The organism is Nocardioides sp. NBC_00368, from assembly GCF_036090055.1.
Lineage (GTDB): Bacteria > Actinomycetota > Actinomycetes > Propionibacteriales > Nocardioidaceae > Nocardioides.
Window position 1 is genome coordinate 5,889,923 of the sequence record NZ_CP107970.1, and the last position, 18,930, is coordinate 5,908,852.

Annotated in this window: 17 protein-coding genes; 4 read left to right on the forward strand and 13 right to left on the reverse strand. The window is 70.1% G+C overall.

The window, feature by feature from the left end:
• Positions 1-7: 7 nt before the first annotated feature.
• On the reverse strand, positions 8-1,408 hold the full coding sequence (locus OG984_RS28165) for an FAD-binding oxidoreductase (RefSeq protein ID WP_328529388.1): 1,401 nt from the start codon (positions 1,406-1,408) through the stop codon (positions 8-10).
• A 32-nt stretch (positions 1,409-1,440) separates the two neighbouring features.
• Entirely contained in the window at positions 1,441-2,676 is a 1,236-nt protein-coding gene (locus tag OG984_RS28170; RefSeq protein ID WP_328529389.1) for an alpha-hydroxy acid oxidase, read from the reverse strand.
• Positions 2,677-2,752: 76 nt separating this feature from the next.
• On the opposite strand from OG984_RS28170, the gene OG984_RS28175 reads away from it, so the two are divergent.
• Together OG984_RS28175 and OG984_RS28180 are read left to right on the forward strand one after the other, a co-directional pair.
• A complete protein-coding gene (locus tag OG984_RS28175) occupies positions 2,753-3,874 on the forward strand; it encodes an L-talarate/galactarate dehydratase (protein ID WP_328529390.1) in 1,122 nt (373 codons plus the stop codon).
• Positions 3,875-3,950: 76 nt separating this feature from the next.
• Positions 3,951-4,637 (forward strand): FadR/GntR family transcriptional regulator, encoded by a 687-nt coding sequence (locus OG984_RS28180; RefSeq protein WP_328529391.1) that lies wholly within the window; start codon positions 3,951-3,953, stop codon positions 4,635-4,637.
• Positions 4,638-4,742: 105 nt separating this feature from the next.
• Here OG984_RS28180 and OG984_RS28185 read toward each other — a convergent pair whose 3' ends face one another.
• The 10 genes from OG984_RS28185 to OG984_RS28230 form a co-directional block, all read right to left on the reverse strand.
• Complete coding sequence (locus OG984_RS28185) at positions 4,743-5,564, reverse strand: NAD-dependent epimerase/dehydratase family protein (protein ID WP_328529392.1); 822 nt, start codon at positions 5,562-5,564, stop codon at positions 4,743-4,745.
• Entirely contained in the window at positions 5,561-6,610 is a 1,050-nt protein-coding gene (locus tag OG984_RS28190; protein WP_328529393.1) for a TRAP transporter substrate-binding protein, read from the reverse strand. Before OG984_RS28190 ends, OG984_RS28185 begins: the two co-directional genes overlap by 4 nt.
• Positions 6,611-6,646: 36 nt before the next feature.
• Positions 6,647-7,942: a TRAP transporter large permease gene (locus OG984_RS28195; RefSeq protein ID WP_328529394.1), complete on the reverse strand. Its 1,296-nt coding sequence runs from the start codon at positions 7,940-7,942 to the stop codon at positions 6,647-6,649.
• A gap of 26 nt (positions 7,943-7,968) precedes the next feature.
• Entirely contained in the window at positions 7,969-8,493 is a 525-nt protein-coding gene (locus tag OG984_RS28200; protein WP_328529395.1) for a TRAP transporter small permease, read from the reverse strand.
• The gene (locus tag OG984_RS28205; protein ID WP_328529396.1) at positions 8,490-9,704 is read right to left on the reverse strand and encodes a hypothetical protein; all 1,215 of its coding nucleotides are present in this window, start codon (positions 9,702-9,704) and stop codon (positions 8,490-8,492) included. The genes OG984_RS28200 and OG984_RS28205 overlap by 4 nt, the downstream gene beginning before the upstream one ends.
• Positions 9,705-9,841: 137 nt before the next feature.
• Positions 9,842-11,131 carry a glucarate dehydratase family protein gene (locus tag OG984_RS28210; protein WP_328529397.1) on the reverse strand — a complete coding sequence of 430 codons (1,290 nt, stop codon included), beginning with the start codon at positions 11,129-11,131 and terminating at the stop codon, positions 9,842-9,844.
• On the reverse strand, positions 11,128-11,523 hold the full coding sequence (locus tag OG984_RS28215; protein ID WP_328529398.1) for a universal stress protein: 396 nt from the start codon (positions 11,521-11,523) through the stop codon (positions 11,128-11,130). The genes OG984_RS28210 and OG984_RS28215 overlap by 4 nt, the downstream gene beginning before the upstream one ends.
• 26 nt (positions 11,524-11,549) lie before the next feature.
• The gene (locus tag OG984_RS28220; RefSeq protein ID WP_328529399.1) at positions 11,550-13,085 is read right to left on the reverse strand and encodes a tripartite tricarboxylate transporter permease; all 1,536 of its coding nucleotides are present in this window, start codon (positions 13,083-13,085) and stop codon (positions 11,550-11,552) included.
• A 12-nt stretch (positions 13,086-13,097) separates the two neighbouring features.
• On the reverse strand, positions 13,098-13,628 hold the full coding sequence (locus OG984_RS28225; protein ID WP_328529400.1) for a tripartite tricarboxylate transporter TctB family protein: 531 nt from the start codon (positions 13,626-13,628) through the stop codon (positions 13,098-13,100).
• A 29-nt stretch (positions 13,629-13,657) separates the two neighbouring features.
• Positions 13,658-14,653, reverse strand: a complete 996-nt coding sequence (locus OG984_RS28230; protein WP_328529401.1) for a tripartite tricarboxylate transporter substrate binding protein — start codon at positions 14,651-14,653, stop codon at positions 13,658-13,660.
• A 115-nt stretch (positions 14,654-14,768) separates the two neighbouring features.
• On the opposite strand from OG984_RS28230, the gene OG984_RS28235 reads away from it, so the two are divergent.
• Complete coding sequence (locus tag OG984_RS28235; RefSeq protein WP_328529402.1) at positions 14,769-15,680, forward strand: LysR family transcriptional regulator; 912 nt, start codon at positions 14,769-14,771, stop codon at positions 15,678-15,680.
• Positions 15,681-16,014: 334 nt separating this feature from the next.
• Here OG984_RS28235 and OG984_RS28240 read toward each other — a convergent pair whose 3' ends face one another.
• A complete protein-coding gene (locus OG984_RS28240; protein ID WP_328529403.1) occupies positions 16,015-17,277 on the reverse strand; it encodes an HNH endonuclease signature motif containing protein in 1,263 nt (420 codons plus the stop codon).
• Between the two features lie 713 nt (positions 17,278-17,990).
• Here OG984_RS28240 and kdgD point away from each other — a divergent pair.
• Positions 17,991-18,905 (forward strand): 5-dehydro-4-deoxyglucarate dehydratase, encoded by a 915-nt coding sequence (gene kdgD, locus OG984_RS28245; protein WP_328529404.1) that lies wholly within the window; start codon positions 17,991-17,993, stop codon positions 18,903-18,905.
• Positions 18,906-18,930 lie beyond the last annotated feature (25 nt).

Sequence of the window (18,930 nt, forward strand, 5' to 3'; positions counted from 1 at the left end):
AATCGACTCAGGCCAGCAATTTCCGAGGGTTCATCACCCCGTCGGGGTCGATCGCCTGCTTGACGGCGCGCAGGAGGTCGACCTCGACACCCGTCTTGTACGCAGCCGCAGCATCCCGCTTGAGCGTCCCGATCCCGTGCTCGGCGGAGATGCTGCCGCCGAGCGCGGTGACGGCGTCGTAGACGATCCGGGTCAGCCCGGGAGCCTCTCGCCTCAGCGCCGCGTCGTCGCCGACGGGGGCGGAGATGTTGTAGTGCAGGTTGCCGTCGCCGATGTGGCCGTACGTCACCAGCCGCAGCCCCGGCAGCGCGTCGAGCAGCCTCGGGCCGACCTCGGCGACGAAGCGGGACAGCGCGGTGATCGGCAGGGTGACGTCGTGCTTGAGGGTCACGCCCTCGCTCCTCTGGGCCTCCGAGACTCCCTCGCGCAGCGCCCACAGCGACTCGCGCTGCGCCGGGCTTCCGGCGACCACGGCATCGAGAAGAAGCCCGTGCGAAGCCGCGGCCTCGAGCGCCGACTCGAGCCGCTCGTCGACGTCGGCGGAGGTGCCGGCGAGCTCGACGAGGCCGTACCACTCGTGCCGGTCCGCGAACGGGTCACGGACGCCGGGCAGGTGGGCGAGGACCAGGTCGAGCGCCTGGCGCCCGAGCAGCTCCCAGGTGGTCAGCTGGCCGCCACCGTGCTCGCGGAGCAGCGGAAGCAGCGTGGTGGCGGCCTCGACCGACTCGAGGGCCACGAACGCGCTCGCGCGGCGCGGCGTGGCGGGCAGCAGTCGCAGCACCGCCGCGGTGACCACCCCGAGCGTGCCCTCCGAGCCGATGAACAGCTGCTTGAGGTCGTAGCCGGTGTTGTCCTTACGCAGCGGGCGCAGCCCGTCCCACACCCGGCCGTCAGGAAGCACGACCTCCAGGCCGAGCACCAGCTCGCGCATCATCCCGTAGCGCAGCACCGCGGTGCCGCCGGCGTTGGTCGCGATCGTGCCGCCGATGGTGCACGAGCCCTCCGAGCCGAGCGAGAGCGGGAAGAGCCGCCCCGCGGCCGCGGCGGCCTCCTGGACGATTGCCAGCGGGGCGCCGGCCTCGACCACGAGGGTGTCGGCGACCGGATCGACCTCCCGGACGCGCCGCATCCGGCCGAGCGAGAGGACGATCTGGTCACCGCCGGAGTCGGGTACGCCGCCGCCGACGAGGCCGGTGTTGCCGCCCTGCGGGACGACCCCGACCCCAGCCGCGCCGCACAGCCTGACGACCGTCGCCACCTCCGCGGTCGAGGCCGGTCGCACCACCGCGAGGGCGGTGCCGGTGAAGACCCCGGTCCAGTCGGTGACGTACGCCGCCATGTCGGCCGGCTCGGTCAGCACGGCGCTCTCGCCCAGGGCGGTGCGCAGGTCGTTGACGAGGTCGGTCATCAGGTGCTCCTCGGGTCGGGTGGGGGAGGCGGTCATGCCGACCGCAGGCGTACGTGCTCGGGGCCGATCGCGGCGATGTCGGGGGCGCCGAGCAGGCACATCGCCCGCCGCAGCTCCTCGACCAGCAGCGTCAGAGTGGCGTCGACCCCCTGTCGGCCACCGACCATCAGGCCGTAGAGATAGGGGCGGCCGATCAGCACGCCGCGGGCGCCGAGGCCGAGTGCCGCCGCGATGTCGCCGCCGGAGCGGACGCCGGAGTCGACGTACACCTCGGTCCGGTCGCCGACCGCGTCGACCACCGTCGGCAGCAGCTCCAGAGGCACCGGCGCACGGTCGAGCTGGCGGCCGCCGTGGTTGGAGAGCACCAGCGCGTCGGCCCCGGCCTCGACGCAGGCGACCGCGTCGGCGACCGAGAGCACGCCCTTGACCACCACCGGGCCGTCCCAGTGCTCCTTGAGCCAGCCGATGTCGGAGGGCCGGATCGCCTGCTCGCGCAGCTCGTTGGACATGCCCCAGCGCCTGTAGTGGGATCCCTCGGGGAAGGTCGCGAACCGCAGCGGCTCGGTGGTCACGATGTTCGCGACCCAGCCCGGGTGGCGGGCCATGCCCGCGAACGTACGCAGGCTCAGCTGCGGCGGGATCGCGAACCCGTTGAGCTTGTCCTTGCGCTTCATCCCCGTCACGGTCGTGTCGATGGTCAGCATCAGTGCCTCGTAGCCCTGCGCGGCCGCCTCGGCAAGGTGCTCGAGCGTCACAGAACGGTCCTTCATCAGGTAGACCTGGAACCAGTTGCGTCCCTGCGGCGCCGCGGCGGCGACGTCGGTGATCGAGGTCGTCGCGTACGTCGAGAGCGTGTAGGGCAGCCCGGCGGCGGCCGCGGCCGCGGCGACCGCCCGCTCGCCGGTGTGGTGGCTGAGCCGGGTGTAGCCGGTCGGCGCCAGCACGATGGGTGCGGCCGCGGGCCGCCCGAGGATCGTCGTACGCACCTCCGGCTCGGCCACCTGGCCGAAGGCCGTGGGCCGCAGCTCCACGCGGTCGAAGGCCTCGCGGTTGCGGCGCATCGCGTGCTCGCCGTCCGAGCCGCCGTCGACGTAGTCCCAGACCGCCCTCGGCACCCGCCGGCGGGCGGCCCGCTCCAGGTCGTCGAGGCTGAGACAGCGGGCCAGCCGCCGGTCGGCCGCACGCCAGTGGAACGGGCGCGGCCGCAGGAACGGCGCGAGATCGCGCCATCGGGGGACCTGCCGGACGACCTGGGAACTGGCGGTCACGCTCTGGACTCCTCATCACTCATCGGATAAGTTTTGAACTTGTCATACAACTTAGCCCATCGAGGAGCATCACGCCATGGCCGCCGACCGCATCACGTCACTGACCCTCTCCCACGTCGTCCTCCCGCTCGAGAACCCGGTCAGTGACGCCAAGGTGCTCACCGGACGGCAGAAGCCGCTCACCGAGACCGTGCTGCTCTTCGTCGAGGTGACGACGGAGCAGGGCTTCGAGGGCATGGGCTTCAGCTACTCCAAGCGGGCCGGTGGCCCGGCGCAGTACGCCCACCTCAAGGAGATCGCCGAGGTTGCCACCGGCCAGGACCCCTCCGACATCGCCAAGATCTACGAGTCGCTGATGTGGGCCGGCGCCTCGGTCGGCCGCAGCGGTGTGGCGACCCAGGCCGTGGCCGCTCTCGACGTGGCGCTCTACGACCTCAAGGCCCGGCGCGCGGGCCTGCCGCTGGCCAAGCTGCTCGGCGCCCACCGCGACTCCTGCCGCGTCTACAACACCTCCGGCGGCTTCCTCCAGGCGAGCGTCGAGGAGATCAAGGAGAAGGCCACCGCCTCGCTCGAGGCCGGCATCGGCGGCATCAAGATCAAGGTCGGCCAGCCCGACTGGGCCGAGGACCTGCGCCGCGTCGCCGCGCTGCGCGAGCACCTCGGTGACACCCCGTTCATGGTCGACGCCAACCAGCAGTGGGACCGCGCCCGCGCCCGCCGGATGTGTCGCGAGCTCGAGCAGTTCGACCTGATCTGGATCGAGGAGCCCCTCGACGCCTGGGACGCGGTCGGCCACGCCGACCTGTCGCGTACGTTCGACACGCCGATCGCGACCGGCGAGATGCTGACCTCGGTGCCCGAGCACATGGCGCTGATCGACGCCGGCTACCGCGGCATCGTGCAGCCGGACGCGCCGCGCATCGGCGGGATCACCCCGTTCCTGAAGTTCGCCACCCTCGCCGCCCACGCCGGGCTCGCGCTCGCGCCGCACTACGCGATGGAGATCCACCTGCACCTCGCCGCGGCCTACCCGACCGAGCCGTGGGTCGAGCACTTCGAGTGGCTCAACCCGCTGTTCGAGGAGCGCATCGACATCCACGACGGCCGGATGTGGGTGCCGGACCGCCCGGGTCTCGGCTTCACGCTCAGCGACCAGATGCGCAAGCTGACCGTGGAGACGGCTAAGTTCACGGCATGAGCGAGCGCCAGCGAGCGACAATGAGCGTCATGCCGTCGAGTACGTATCCTTGCCTCTCCTCGACGGAGGCGACGGCATGACAGTCAGCACCGGGCTCGCCGACCGCGTCGTCTCCGGGATCAAGGACCAGATCCTCGCCGGAGACCTCGCTCCGGGGGCGAAGCTGCCCTCGGAGTCCGACCTGGTCGCCACCTACGGGGTGTCCCGGACGGTGGCGCGCGAGGCGGTCACCCGCCTGCGCGCCGAAGGTCTGGTCGAGACCTTCCAGGGGCGCGGCTCGTTCGTCCTGGCGGTCCCGGCGCCCTCGCCGTTCGCACTGGAGTCCTCCGCGATCCGTACGCAGCACGACGTGCTCGACATGGTCGACTTCCGGCTCGGCGTGGAGTGTGAGGCGGCGGCCCTGGCCGCCGCCCACCTCGACGAGCAGGGATCGCGTGCGATCGAGGAGGCGCTCGCCGCGCTGGCCACCGCGCATCCCGACGGCGCGGTGGAGGCGGACTTCGCCTTCCACCGCGCCGTCGCGGCCGCAACCGGCAACCGCTTCTACCTCGACCTGATGGACTCGCTGGGTCCGATGATGATCATGCTGCCGCGCACCCGGCTCGGCGACGCCTACTCACCCAGCGACGCGCTCCACGTCGAGCGGGTGCAGCGCGAGCACGACAACATCGCCGCCGCCATCCTCTCCGGTGACGCCGACACCGCCCGGGCGGCGATGCGGGTGCACCTCGGCAGCACCCGCCGGCGTCTGCAGCAGCGTTGACGGTTGGTCTAGGTATGCAGACCAACCGTCGCTTCCCCGGCGGAGCTCCGCACGGGATGCGACGGTTCGGCTGCATACCTAGACGAACAGACCGCACCGCCGGCGCTACTTCATGTGCTCCCCGAGCGGGGTGAAGCAGAACTTCCCGCCCGCCAGCCGCTCCTCGGGCCCCTGCGGGCCGTCGTCGACCGCGTCGCCGAGCAACTCCGCGGCGTAGACCTCGGAGTCGTCCTGCGGGTGGTAGCCGATCGCTTCGCCCTCGGCCAGCGACCACCAGCGCCGGGTGTTGCGGGAGGTGCCCCACACCACCCGGAAGCCGGGCTCCGGGGTGGCCAGGCAGGCCTCGAGGAGCCGGGCGCCGTCGTCGGGCGACATCCACGTCCACAGCGACCGGCGGTCCCACGGCTTCTCGAAGCACGAGCCGATCCGCAGCGCGGTCACGTCGATGCCGTATCGGTCGTGGAAGAGGCTCCCGAGGGCCTCCATCGCGACCTTGCTGACCCCGTAGTAGGTGTCCGGGCGCGGGACGGCATCCGCCGGAAGGCCGCCATCGGGGGCATCGGCGATCTCGTAGAAGCCGGCCGCGTGGTTGCTGGAGGCGAGCACGACCCGCGCCACCCCGGCGTCCCGGGCGGCCTCCAAGACCACGCGGGTGCCGTCGATGTTGGCCGAGAGGATGTCGTCCCAGGGGGCCTCGACGCTGATGCCGCCCAGATGGATGATCGCTTCGACGCCCTCGCAGGCGGCGCGCATCGCGGCCTCGTCGGTCACCGACGCCTCGACGACCTCGACCGCCTCGCCCTCGGCGGGGGGCTCGGGACGTACGACGTCGAGGAGGCGCAGCACCCGGCCCTCACGGGCGAGCCGGCTGCGCATCATCCGACCCACGCCGCCGCTGGCCCCGGTGATCAGAACGACCTGGCTCATGCGCTGCGCAGCTCCTCGACGGCATCGATGTAGGTGCCGAGGTCGGCGCCGTGCTTGTCGATGACGGACCTGGTCGCCTCGCGCCACGGGGTGAGGTCGGTGATCTCGTTGATCGTGACGCCCTCGCCCCGCAGCTTCTCCAGGTCGGCCTCGACCTGGGCGTCCCACTTCTCGCGCTGGAACGGCGCGGCCTCGTCGGCCGCCTTCTGGAGGGCCTCCTGGTCCGCGGAGTCGAGCCCGTCCCAGGTGTCCTTGTTGATGAGCAGCACCTCGGCGACGCGCATGTGCCGGTCGAGGGTGTAGTTCTTCGCGACCTCGTAGTGGGAGGCGGAGTAGTAGGACGGCTCGTTGTTCTCGGCGCCGTCGAGCAGCCCGCTCTGCAGCGAGCTGTAGACCTCGCCGTAGTCCATCGGGGTGGGGGAGCCGCCGAGAGCCTTGACGAAGTCGATCTGCACCTGCGACTCCTGCACCCGGATCTTGAGCCCCTTGACGTCGGCCGGCGCCTTGATGGGCTTCTTGGAGGTGTAGAAGCTGCGGGCGCCCGGGTCGAAGTAGCCCAGCCCCTTGAAGCCGGCGCCCTCGGCCTCGCCGAGCAGCTTCTTGCCGTTCTCGCTGTCCAGGAAGCGCCACAGGTGGTCGGCGTCGTCGAAGAGGTAGGGCAGGCTGAACAGCCCCATCGCGGGGACGAACTCGCCCATCGGGGCCGAGCTGATCCGGGTCATCTCGATCGAGCCCATCTGCACCTGCTCGATCGCGTCGGACTCCTCGCCGAGCTGGGCGTTGGGGTAGACCTGGATCTTGATGCGGCCGTCGGTGTACTTCTCGGCCAGCTCGGCGAACTTCTTGTCGCCCAGGGTGGTCGGGTAGTCGTCGGGGTGGGTCTCGGCCAGCTTGAAGGTCTTCGAGCCGTCGCCTCCGCCGCTGCCGCGCAGCGACCCGCCGCCGCACGCGCTGAGCGCGAGGCCGCCGGCGACCGCCGCGGCACCGAAGGCGCCGGCCTTGAACAGGGAGCGCCGGGCGACCGGCTGGGGGGATGTGGTGTTCACGGATGGTTCCTTTCGATGGTGACTACTTGTCGCGGTTCATTGGCCCAGCGCATCGGGGAGCGCGAGCGAGAAGAACGGGACGTACGTGATCAGCAGCAGGACGACGAGCATCGGGATGAGGAAGAGGCCGACGGTCTTGATGACCTTCTCGATGGACGTACGTCCGATGGCGCAGCCGACGAAGAGGACGTTGCCGACCGGCGGAGTGATCAGGCCGATGGCCAGGTTGAAGACGAGCATGATCCCGAACTGGACCGGGTCCATGCCGAGTCCGGTGGCGACCGGCAGCAGGATCGGCGTCATGATCACGATCAGCGGCGCCATGTCCATGATCGCGCCGAGGGCGAGGAGCAGCAGGTTGACCAGCAGCAGGACGACGACGATGTTGTCGGAGATGCCGAGCAGCGCGTCGGTGGCCAGCGCCGGCACCTGCAGGAAGGCCAGGAAGTAGCCGAAGGCTCCGGCCGCGGCGATGATGAACAGCACCACGCCGAGGGTGCGCAGGCTGCTCTGCAGGATCGGCACCATCGCCTTGAGCGGCAGGTCGCGATAGACGAAGAAGGTCAGGACGAAGGCGTACAGGCAGGCGATCGCCGCCGACTCGGTCGCGGTGAAGACGCCGCTCAGGATGCCGCCCAGGATGATCACCGGCATGAGCAGACTGAGCAGCCCCTCGCCGATGATCTTCGGTACGTCCTCGAGCGGGACCAGCTCCTCCTTCGGGTAGCCGCGCTTGACCGCCAGGATGTACGCCATCACCATCAGCGCCGCGCCGAGCAGGATCCCGGGCAGGATGCCGGCGGTGAACAGGGCGCCGATGGAGACGCCGCCCGCGGCCATCGAGTAGATGATCAGGTTGTGGCTCGGCGGGATCATGACCGCCTGGGTGGCGCCGGAGACGGTGACCGCGACGGCGTAGTCGGTGTCGTAGCCGCGCTTCTTCATCATCGGGATGGTCACCGAGCCGATCGCGGAGACGTCGGCGACCGAGGAGCCGGACAGGGCGCCGAAGAAGGTGCTGGCGCCGATGTTGACCATCCCCAGGCCGCCGCGGACCCAGCCGACGAGCAGGCCGGCGAGGGCGATGAGCCGGCGGGAGATGCCCCCGGCGCCCATGATCTCGCCGCCGAGGATGAAGAACGGGATGGCCAGCAGGGCGAAGGTGTCGAGACCGGCGACCATCCGCTGGCCGACGACGGTCAGCGGGAGGCCGATGTAGAGCGCCTCGAAGAGGGCGGCCAGGGCGAGGGCCAGGGCGACGGGGATGCGCAGCAGGATCAGGACGACGAAGCTGCCCAGCAGGATGGTGATGGCAAGGGGGTCGATAGGCATGGGGGAGTCCTTCGGCTTTCGGCGGCTCAGCCGAGCTCGGCGGCATCGTCAGGCTCGGCGTAGCGCGGGGTGCTGATGCCGAAGGCCTGGAGGACGGTGTAGAGGATGAGCATGGCGCCGGCGACCGGCATCATCAGGTAGAGGACGCTGCGAGGGAGCCCGGTGCCGGGCAGAGTGGCGGCTTGGGCGTCGGCGACGAACTGGCTGCCCTGGACGATCAGGAAGAGCCCGAAGCCGAGCAGCAGCACCTGGACGACGCGGTCGATCACCGACCGGAGCACCGCGGGGAACCTGTCCACCAGGAAGGTCACCGCGATGTGGGCGCCCTCGCGGAAGCCGATCGTGGCGCCGAGGAAGCCGACCCAGACCAGCAGGATCCGGGCGCTCTCCTCGCTCCAGCTGGGGGAGTTGCTCAGCACCTCGCGGCTGAACACCTGCCACAGCACGATCAGCAGCGTGGCGACCAGACACACGATGCAGAAGACCTCGAAGACCAGGTCGACCGCGCGCCAGGTGCGCCTGAGGGTGCGGTTCTCGCCGAGCGTGTTCATGCCTGCACTCCGTCCTCGTCGCGGCGGTGGGGGATCTCGGTCGCCTCGGCGAGCAGGTGCTGCCTGTCCGCGCCCGCCAGACCGAGGTGGTAGAGGTGGATCTGGTCGATCCCGGCGTCGACCAGGGCCCGCACATGGCCACCGAAGGCGTCCTCGGTGGTGGGCGGGAGGACGGTGACGTACGCAGCGGCCGCTGCCCTGCCGTCGACCGCCTGGACGAGCCGGCGCCCGGTCTCCACCGATGCCTCGGTGGTTGGCCAGCAGAAGGAGACGACCAGGTCGACGTCGTCGGCGGTGGTCGGGGTGAGCCCGGGGCTGGCCCCGGTCGCCCAGGGGTCGGGCTGGGCGTGCAGCGCGATCTCGACGAGGTCGGGGGCGGCCTCGCGGACGGCCGCGATCACCCGGTGGCGGAGCTCGTCTGCCGCGGCGTGGCGGGACTCGAGGATGACGTCCAGGGCCTTCGCGTCGACGGCGTCGACGGCGTCGTCGGAGGCGGCTGCGCCGGTGGCGGCGCGCAGGGCCGCGACGGTGGCATCGGCGTCGAGCCCGCGGCCGTTCCAGTCCTCGCGGCAGGCCGCGCAGCAGCAGATCGAGAGCAGCTGCTGGGTGGCGGCGTCGTAGGCCCCGTCGGTCTTCTCGTGGTGGCCGCCGTGGCCGAACCCGAGCTGGCCGCAGGCCTCCAGGATGGCCGTGGAGGTTGGGGTGTCGCGGACGGCCTCGGCGGCGAGGGTCTCCGCGTAGTGGCGGACCTCCTCGTGGCGGGCGCACAGCGCGTAGGGGTACGGCTCGTCCCAGCAGTTGACGACGGCGAGGTCCGGGTTGGCCTCACCGAGCCGTGTCGAGTGGGTCAGCACGATCCAGGCGGCGACCTCGAACCCCTCCTCGGCGAGGATCGCGGCGGCCTCGCCGTAGGGGTCCGCGGCGGCGACCCAGGTCGCGCTCGGCGGCACCAGTCGGGCGCCGCCCCAGGCCTCGGGGCGCACCGGCCTGTAGAGGGCCGCGCTGCGGGCCTCGACGATCCGGTGCTCGGGGTGGAGCGGGGTCGCGGCGCGCGTGGTGTGATAGGCCGCCGCGAGGGCGACCTTCGAGACTCCGAGGCCCCGGGCGCGATCGGCGAACGTCGGGTCGCCGATCACGTCCCAGGGGTAGGCGTAGCCGACGACCGGAACCGGCGGTGTCGCCGTGGTCTCGCCCGCATCGATCTGTGTCACCGGTGGCAGCTCCTGGCTCGTCGTTCTGTGACCGGGGCCACGTGTGGCCCCGGTCACAGGAGACTGTCAGGATTGGCGATTCGTGTCCAAGCCGAATATCGCATTAGGCGATGCCCTGAGGGTATCGCCAGTGGCGGTCACCAGCGCGACGTGTTCGGCGTGAAGTCCGGCTCGATCGTACGCATGTAGACGGTGTCCTCCCGGCGGCGCACGCCGCAGCCGAGGTACTGCTCGTGGAGCTCGCCGAGGAGGTCGCGGTCGAGCTCGACCCCCAGGCCCGGACCTGTCGGCACCGCGATCGCGCCCTGCTCGAAGTCGAGCACCCCGGGGCGTACGACGTCCTGGGTCTTCCACGGGTAGTGGGTGTCGCAGGCGTAGGTCAGGTTGGGGGTCGCGGCGGCGAGGTGGACCATCGCGGCCAGCGAGACGCCGAGATGGGAGTTGCTGTGCATCGACAGACCCATCCCGAAGGTGTCGGCGATGCCGCCCAGCAGCGCCGACCGGCGCAGCCCGCCCCACAGGTGGTGGTCGGAGAGCACGATCTGCACCGCGTCGGCCGCGATCGCGGGCTCGAGGTGCTCGAAGGCGATGACGCACATGTTGGTGGCCAGGGGTACGTCGGTGCGGGCCGCGACCTGCGCCATCCCCTCGATCCCGGGGGTGGGGTCCTCGAGGTACTCGACGACGCCGGCGAGCCGCTCGGCGACCTTCACCGACGTCTCCGGGGTCCAGGCGCCGTTGGGGTCCAGCCGCAGCGGCAGGTCCGGGAAGGCATCGCGGAGCGCCTCGATCGCGGCGCACTCCTCGTCGGGATGGAACACCCCGCCCTTCAGCTTGAGCGAGCCGAAGCCCCAGCCATCGACCATCCGCTTCGCCTGCGCGACGATCTGATCGGGGTTCAGCGCCTCGCCCCACGCGTCGTCGGGCCGGCCCGGGTGGCCGGCCCACTTGTAGAACAGGTAGCCGCTGAACGGCACCCGGTCGCGTACCGCGCCACCGAGCAGGTCGCTGACCGGTCGGCCCGCCTCGCGGGCGACCAGGTCGAGGCAGGCGACCTCGAAGGGGGAGTAGACGGTGTCGACCGCCGAGGAGACGTCGAGCATGCCACCGAAGGAGGCACCCGCCCCGCCGGTCTCCTTGCCGAGCACGTCGACGACGAGCCGTCGCAGGCCGTGGGTGTCGTAGGGGTCTCGTCCTGGCAGCGCGGCGGCGACGGCGTCGAGGCGGGCGAGGTGGGTCTCGTCGGCGTACGTCTCCCCGAGCCCGACCAGGCCGGTGTCGGTGTGGAGCTCGACGATCGCGCGCAGCGCCCAGGGCTGGTGGACGCCGACCACGTTGAGCAGCGGCGGGTCGGCGAACGCGACCGGCGTGACGACGACCCTCGAGATCCGGCTGCCGTTGGGGCTGGCGTTGGGTCCGCGGCTCATGCGGTCGGCTTCACGGCGAGGACGGGCACGCCGGCGTCGAGCAGGATGCGCTGGGCGTCGCTGCCCAGCAACGCCTTGCCGACCGGCGAGCGGCGGCGCAGGCCGATCACGATCAGCCGGGCTCCCGTCTCGGCAGCCAGCGTGTCGAAGGTCTCCACCACGTCGGCTCCGTGCGTGGTGTGGTCGACCCGGGCGCTCACCCCGGCCTCGGCGGCGCGGGCGACGAGCTTCGCGGCCGCCGCCTCGTCGACCAGGTCGGCGTCCACGGTCGCCCCACGGCGCGGGCTGTTGACGATGACGACGTCGTCGCCGCGCGCCGCCGCCTCGGCCAGGCCGGCCTCGAGGGCCGCCTCACCTACCGGTGTGGGTACGTAGCCGATCAGGATGGTCATGGTGTGCCTCTCTCAGCGGGTCGGGCTCAGCGGGTCGGGGTGTCGACGTGGTCGCGGTCGGCCGGGGCGGCGACGGCGGCGGCCTTGCGCCGGGCCAGGATCGCCTTGGCCGCGGGCCAGAGGGCGACCAGGACGAAGGCGGCCAGGATGGTCCCGGAGATCGGCCGGGTGAAGAATCCGGTCGGGTCGCCGTCGAAGATCAGCATCGAGCGGCGTACGCCGTCCTCGACGATCGAGCCGAGGACGAAGGCGAGCACCATCGGGCCGGGCTCGAAGCCGACCTTCTTCATCAGGTAGCCGATCAGGCCGAAGACGATCATCACGAAGATGTCGAAGGTGGAGTTGTTGATCGTGTAGACGCCCAGGATCGTGATCAGCGCCGTGATCGGGGCCAGGATCGCCGGGCGTACCCGCAGGATGCGCACGAAGATGCCGACCAGCGGGATGCTCAGGACGAGCAGGATCAGGTTGCCGATGTACATCGAGTTGATGACGCCCCAGAACAGGTCGGGGCGCTCCTCGACCAGCTGAGGTCCGGGCGAGATGCCGAGGATGAGCAGGGCACCGAAGAGCATCGCCATCGACGCGTTGGCCGGGATGCCGAGGGTCAGGAGGGGGATGAACGAGGAGGTCGCGGCGGCGTTGTTGGCGGTCTCGGGGGCCGCGACGCCCTCGATGGCACCGCGCCCGAAGCGCTCGGGGTTCTTCGAGATCCGCTTCTCGGTGGCGTACGCGGCCAGGGAGGACATCACCGCACCACCACCGGGCAGCACGCCCAGGACGAAGCCGATCAGCGAGCCGCGGCCGATCGCGCCGGAGGACTGCTTGAGGTCCTTGCGCGAGGGCCAGATGTTGGCGACGGCGGCCGGGACGTGGGGCTTCCCGTGGCGCTCCTCGAGGTTGTAGAGGATCTCACCGACGCCGAACAGACCCATCGCGACGACCACGAAGTCGATGCCCTCGGTCAGCTGCAGGCTGCCGAAGGTGAAGCGCTCGGCGCCGCTGAAGCTGTCGCGGCCGATGGTGGCCAGCAGCAGGCCGAACGCCGCCGCGACCATGGCCTTGAGCTTGTTGCCGTTGCCGATGGTGGCGACCAGCAGGACGCCCAGCAGGGCGAGGGCGGCGTACTCCGGGTCGCCGAAGCTGAGCGCCCAGCCGGCGATCAGCGGGGCCACCAGGGTCAGGCCGAGGATGGAGACGGTCGCTCCGACGAAGGAGCCGATCGCGGCGATGCCGAGGGCGGTGCCGGCCCTGCCCTGCTTGGCGAGGGCGAAGCCGTCGAAGACGGTGACGACCGATGAGGCCTCGCCCGGCAGCCGGAGCAGCACCGAGGTGATCGTGCCGCCGTACTGGGCGCCGTAGTAGATGCCCGCGAGCATGATGATCGCCGAGACCGGGTCGATGCTGTAGGTGATCGGCAGCAGGATGGCGATCGTGGCCGCCGGCCCGAGGCCGGGCAGCACGCCGATCAGCATGCCGATGAGCACGCCGATCAGGCAGTAGAGCAGGTTCTGCGGCTCGGTGACGAGCGAGAAGCCGTCGAGGAATGCGTTGACGTCCACTGGAGGCTCCGCTCAGAACAGGTGGGGCAGCGGGATCCGCAGCCCGTAGAGGAACAGGAAGTAGAAGGCGGCGACCGTGAGCACCGAGGTGATGATCGTGCTGCGCCACGACTCGCCACCGAGGAACCGCAGCCAGACGACGCACAGCAGCAGCGAGGGGATCTCGAAGCCGATCACGGGCATCAGCAGGGCCAGGCCGATGAAGGTGACCAGGCCGATCGCCGGCAGCACGCTGGAGCGGGTGAACCTCTCGCTGTCGGTCAGCCGGCGGCCGACCACGAGCAGCGCCGCGGCCATCAGCGCGATCGCGATGCTGACCACGAACGGCCACAGCCCGGGGCCGGGCTGGCGCAGGGACCCCAGGCCGTAGCCGTAGGACAGGACGGTGCCGCCGACGCCGACGACGAGCGCGACGAGCGCCCCCACCACCTGGTAGGCCGGTCCACCCGCCGGAGGCCGTTCCTCCTCCAGGTCGTGGGCCACCTCGGCCTGGATCTCGGCCAGGATGTCCTGGTCAGGAGATGGGGTACGTTCGTCGCTCATCGTCATGCTTTCGTCGTGTGGGGCGGGGGTCAGCTCGCGCCGAGGTTGAGACCGTACTGCTCGACCATGTCGGCGAACCGCTTCTTGTCCTCCTCGAGCTGGGTCACCACCTCGTCGCCGGAGATCTCCATCGGGGTGAGGCTGTTCTGCTTGTTGAAGGCCTGGTACTCCTCGGTCTTGAACGTCGCCTGCATCGCCTCGGCGATGGCGTCCTTGACGTCGTCCGGGGTGCCCTTCGGGACCGTCATGAAGCGGTACTGCGCGACCTCGACGTCGAGACCCTGCTCCTTGGCGGTCGGGACGTCCGGCAGGTAGTCGACGCGCTCGGGGCCGAAGACGCTCAGCGGGGTCAGCTTGCCGGACTCGATGTTCTCGATCGCCTCGCCGACCTGGATGCACGCGGTGTCGACCTGGTTGCCGAGCACCGCGGTCAGGGCCGGCGCGCCGCCGTCGAAGGGGACGGCCTCGGCGTCGACGCCCGCGGAGGCGTACGTCAGGCCGCAGGAGAGCTGGGCACCGGTGCCGACGCCGGTGGTGCCGTAGGTGACCTTCTTCTTCGCGGCCTTGATGTCGTCGAGGGTCTTGAAGCCGCTCTTCGGGCCGGTGACCATGACGTAGTCGTCGCGGGAGACGCCCTGGACGACGTCGAAGTCGTCGAGATTCGTGACCTCGTCCTCGCTGACCGCCAGCGGGGTGATCGCGAACAGGGAGGCGTTCTGGATGGCGATGGTCTGACCGTCGGCCTTGGCCTTGGCGACCTTGTTCGCGGCGAGCGCACCGTTGGCGCCCTCCTGGTTGATCACCGGGAAGGAGGCGCCGAGCTCGTCGGAGAGGCCCTTGGAGACCGCCCGGCTGATCAGGTCGCTGGAGCCACCGGCCGAGGCACCGACGTACATCTCGACGTTGCCGGAGGGGTACTCCTCGCCGCCGCTGCCGCCGCCGGTGGTGTTGGAGACACCGCAGGCGGAGAGGGCCAGTGCCGCGACGCCGGCGGTCGCGGCGAGAAGGTGGGTGGTCGTACGCATCGTTGCTCCTAGTTCCGTCGTGTGACCACCGACACTAAGAGTCTTGGCGATACCGGTCCAAGCCCGTTTCAGCATGGAGTGTTCCACCTGGTGCATCGTGGTCTACTCTGGCCAGATGATCACGCTCGACCAGGTGCGTTCGTTCGTGGCGGTCGCCGAGGAGCTTCACTTCGGCCGGGCGGCGGAACGCCTGCGAATGACCCAGCCGCCGCTGTCGCGACAGATCCAGAAGTTGGAGAAGGCCGTCGGCGCGCAGCTGCTCGAGCGGGACAACCGCCGGGTCGCGCTCACCGGCGCCGGAGCCGCCTTCCTCGACGAGGCCTACCGGATGCTCAACCTTGTCGAGAGCGCCGGTGACCTGGCCCGTCGCGTCGACGCCGGTGCCGCCGGCGTGGTCCGGCTAGGCTTCACCGCCGTCTCGGCCATCTCGATCCTGGGGCCGCTGCTGCGCCGGCTCACCGTCGAGCTCCCCGACGTCGAGGTGCGGCTCTCCGAGCGGGTCACCCTCGCCCAGGTCGACGGCATCCGCCACGGCGAGATCGACATCGGCCTGGCCCGCCCACCCTTCGACACCGAGCTGCTCTCTTCCCGGGTGATCTCCCGCGAGCCGCTGATGGCGGTGCTCCCGCAGGGCCACCCGCTGGCCGACATCGACCGCCCGCTGACGCCCCAGGACTTCGAGGGCCAACCCGTCATCGGCTACCACCCGCAGCAGTCGCGCTACTTCCACGAGCTCTCCGTACGCTTCCTCGCCAACGCCCATCCCCGCATCGAGCAGCGCGTCCACCAGGTCCTCACCGCCATGCTCCTCGTCTCGGCCGAACGTGGCGTCGGTTTCGTCCCGGTCTCGGCGAGCTCGCTGCATGTCGAGGGCGTCGTCTTCCGGCCCCTCGAGCACGGCGGGGGAGACACCCGTCTGGACAAGGACCCCGAGCGGCCGGTCGAGCTGCACGCGATCTGGGCAAGGGGGTCTGTCAGTCCGGTCGTACGCCGCGTGCTCGATGTGATCATCGAGGTGAGTCGGTAGGTGGTCAGTCCGGGGTGAGTTGCTCGGGCTGCTCATTCTCTGAGGCTGGTGGCCGCCGACCCGTTACGGAGGGTGTTCTCGACGAACCCCGGAGTCAAGGACGGCCTTCGGCCGCCGGCTTCGCCGGTCGCCTTCGGCGATCCTTGACACCGGGCTCCGCCGAGAATTTTTGGCTGGCTATCGGGTCGGCGGCGGCAGTTTGGCGCAGCGCATTTCGGTTGGGCACGGGCTTGGGATCCGTGGCCAGTGGCTCCTGGCAGGCACAAGCGTTCTCGTGCTTTTACTAGACGATGACACCTTGTGAATGCTTCACAAGGGACGAGCCAGTGTGCCCTCAGGTACGCCGGGTGAACCGGATCCGCCCGTCCGGGAGCCGCTCGTACCCGTAATTGGGGTCATGGATCCGGCGATGGTCACTGCCACAGAGCAGCACCATGTTTTCGAGGTCGGTGCGGCCGCCTTCGGACCACGGTTTCAGGTGATGCGCTTCGGTCCACGCGGCTGGGGCGTCGCAGTCTTCGGCTTGGCATCCTTGATCTCGTAGCCGGAGTGCTCGGTGTTGGATCGGGTGCGCCAACCTGGCGGTCCGGCCCAGGTCGAGGATCTCGGAGTCGGTGCCCAGCACGACGGGGATGAGATCGGCGTTGCAGGCCAACCGGCGGGCTTCGGCGGCGGTGATCTGGTCGCCGTCGAACCCGAGGGCGGCGGTGCCGAGGTCGTTGCGGAGGTCCTCCACGCTCATGGTGATGAACACCGTGGTCGCATGCCCACCGTGGCGTGGGAGCTGGTCGACGTCGTAGGTCTCGATCACGTGGGCGAAGGCCTGGCCGAGCAGGCGGTCGTAGGGCGCTTTGATGCCCTTGTCCTCGGCTGAGATCTTTCGGGGCTGGGCCAGGGAGTCCAGGATCGTGCGCAGTCGGACCCCGACCGCGCGGGAGACCCGTGCCTGGATATCCACCGTCCCGTCGCCGTTGTCGCGGGAGGCGAAGAAGGTGCGTCGTGCGGCCAGCTCTTCTTCGCGCTGGAGGGCTTTGGCTTCGACGGCCTCGAACCGGTCCGGGTCGATCTCCGAGAGGATCCGCTTCCCGACGATCCTCAACTCATTCGCCGTCAACCGGGTGGCGTGGTCGACCAGGAGCTTCTCGGCCAGGCTCAGGTCCTCGGTGCTGGCTGCGGGGTCTGCCTCGATGGCGTCGAGGGCCTGGGTGATGACGCGGGCCTTGTCCTGGGACACCACACCTGCCGCGAGACCGGCGGAGACACGCTCGTACTTGGCCACGGCGGCGGCGAGCTTGATCTGCGAGCGAGCGACCGCCTTGTCGACGAGCAACTCGGTCCGCATCCACCCCGAGGCGTCCTTGGCACCGGTCTCCTCGGCGATGTCGCCGGCGGCAGCGAGCACCCGCAACTTCAACGCGGCCTGTTGGGCCTGGATCTTCTCCAGCCATTCCAGGAAGTCCTTCTTCTGATCGGTCCGCCAGTAGACGGGGTCACTCGCGAGGAGGTCGTGGAGGGAGGATTCGATGGCGCTCAAGGCAGCGTCGATCGCGTCGCCGGGGTTGGTGCCCCAGTGGTCGATCTCGCGGCCGAGACTCATCACGATCCTCCTTCAGAGGTGTGCTGTGATGGGTCTGATTCTACCTTCTACAGGCCGATCGATCCACCTATTCTCCCAGGTCAAAGGCTATTTCGCGGTCAGCGAACGACATCGCTTCTGTGGATGGTAAGTGGCCCGAAGGGCCACCATCCCACCCCTCGACTCCCACCTGAACAGACAAGATTTTCGCTGCGCCACACCCGGGCCGCCGCCCCGATAGCCAGCCAAATCTTTTCTCGATCTGGTCCGGAGTCCAGGACCGCGAAGCGGCCGGCGAAGCCGGCGCCCGAAGGGCGTCCTTGACGCCGGGCCAGATCGAGAAGACCCTCAGGAAAGGGTCGGCGGCCCAGATCCGCCACGTGGAACGGTTACGCACAGGGTGGTCTCGACAAGCTCGACCACCGGGGCATCACAAGCTCGACCACCGGGGCATCACAAGCTCGACCACCGGGGCATCACAAGCTCGACCACCGGGGCATCACAAGCTCGACCACCGGGGCATCACAAGCTCGACCGCCGGGGCATCACAAGCTCGACCGCCGGGGCATCACAAGCTCGACCACCGGAGCATCGCGGTGCTCCGGCATCACCCTGCAATGCCCACACAGCATCACGAGATTCAAATTCGGGCTTGGACAGGCATCACTGAACGTTCATAACGTGATGGTCACCACCTTCCCCCAGCAACTCCCGACATTTGAAGGACGTGACTCGTGACCGAGTACAGCCCGACCGACCTGGCCGCCCAGCTCAAGAGCGGGCTCCTCTCGTTCCCGGTCACCCATTTCACCGACGACCTGCAGTTCGACGAGGAGGGCTACCGCAAGCACCTGAGCTGGCTGGCCGAGCACCCGGTGGCAGGGCTCTTCGCGGCCGGCGGCACGGGGGAGGGCTTCTCGCTGAACCCGGAGGAGACCGACCAGGTCGTACGTGCGGCCGTCGACGAGGTCGCGGGGGCCGTGCCGGTGCTGGCGCCGGCGACGGGGAGCACGGCCAACGCGGTGGCGCAGGCGAAGGCGGCGGAGGCCGCGGGAGCCGACGGGGTCCTGCTGATGCCGCCCTACCTCACCGAGGCCGGGCAGGCCGGTCTCGTCGAGCACGCCAGCCGCGTGTGCGAGGCCACCGGTCTCGGCGTGATCGTCTACAGCCGCGCCAACGCGGTGCTGCGCGACGAGGCGGTCGCGCAGCTCGCCGAGCGCAACCCCACGCTGATCGGCTTCAAGGACGGCGTGGGCAACATCGAGCAGATGACCCGCACCTACGCCCGCGTCGGCGACCGGCTGACGTACATCGGTGGCCTGCCGACGGCGGAGACCTTCGCGCTGCCCCTGCTCCAGCTCGGCGTGAGCACCTACTCCTCGGCGCTGTTCAACTTCGCGCCGCGGTGGGCGATCGAGTTCTACGATGCCGTACGTGCCCAGGACCGCGACGAGGTCTACCGTCGACTCAACGAGTTCGTGATCCCCTACCTCGACATCCGGGACCGTACGGCCGGCTACGCCGTGTCGATCGTCAAGGGCGGTCTGGCCGCGATCGGCCGGCCCGCGGGCCCGGTCCGGCCGCCGCTGACCGACCTGCGCGAGGACGAGATCGCCGAGCTGCGTGACCTCATCGCCCGCATCTCCTGACGCCGCCCGCCCAGAGACTGCACCG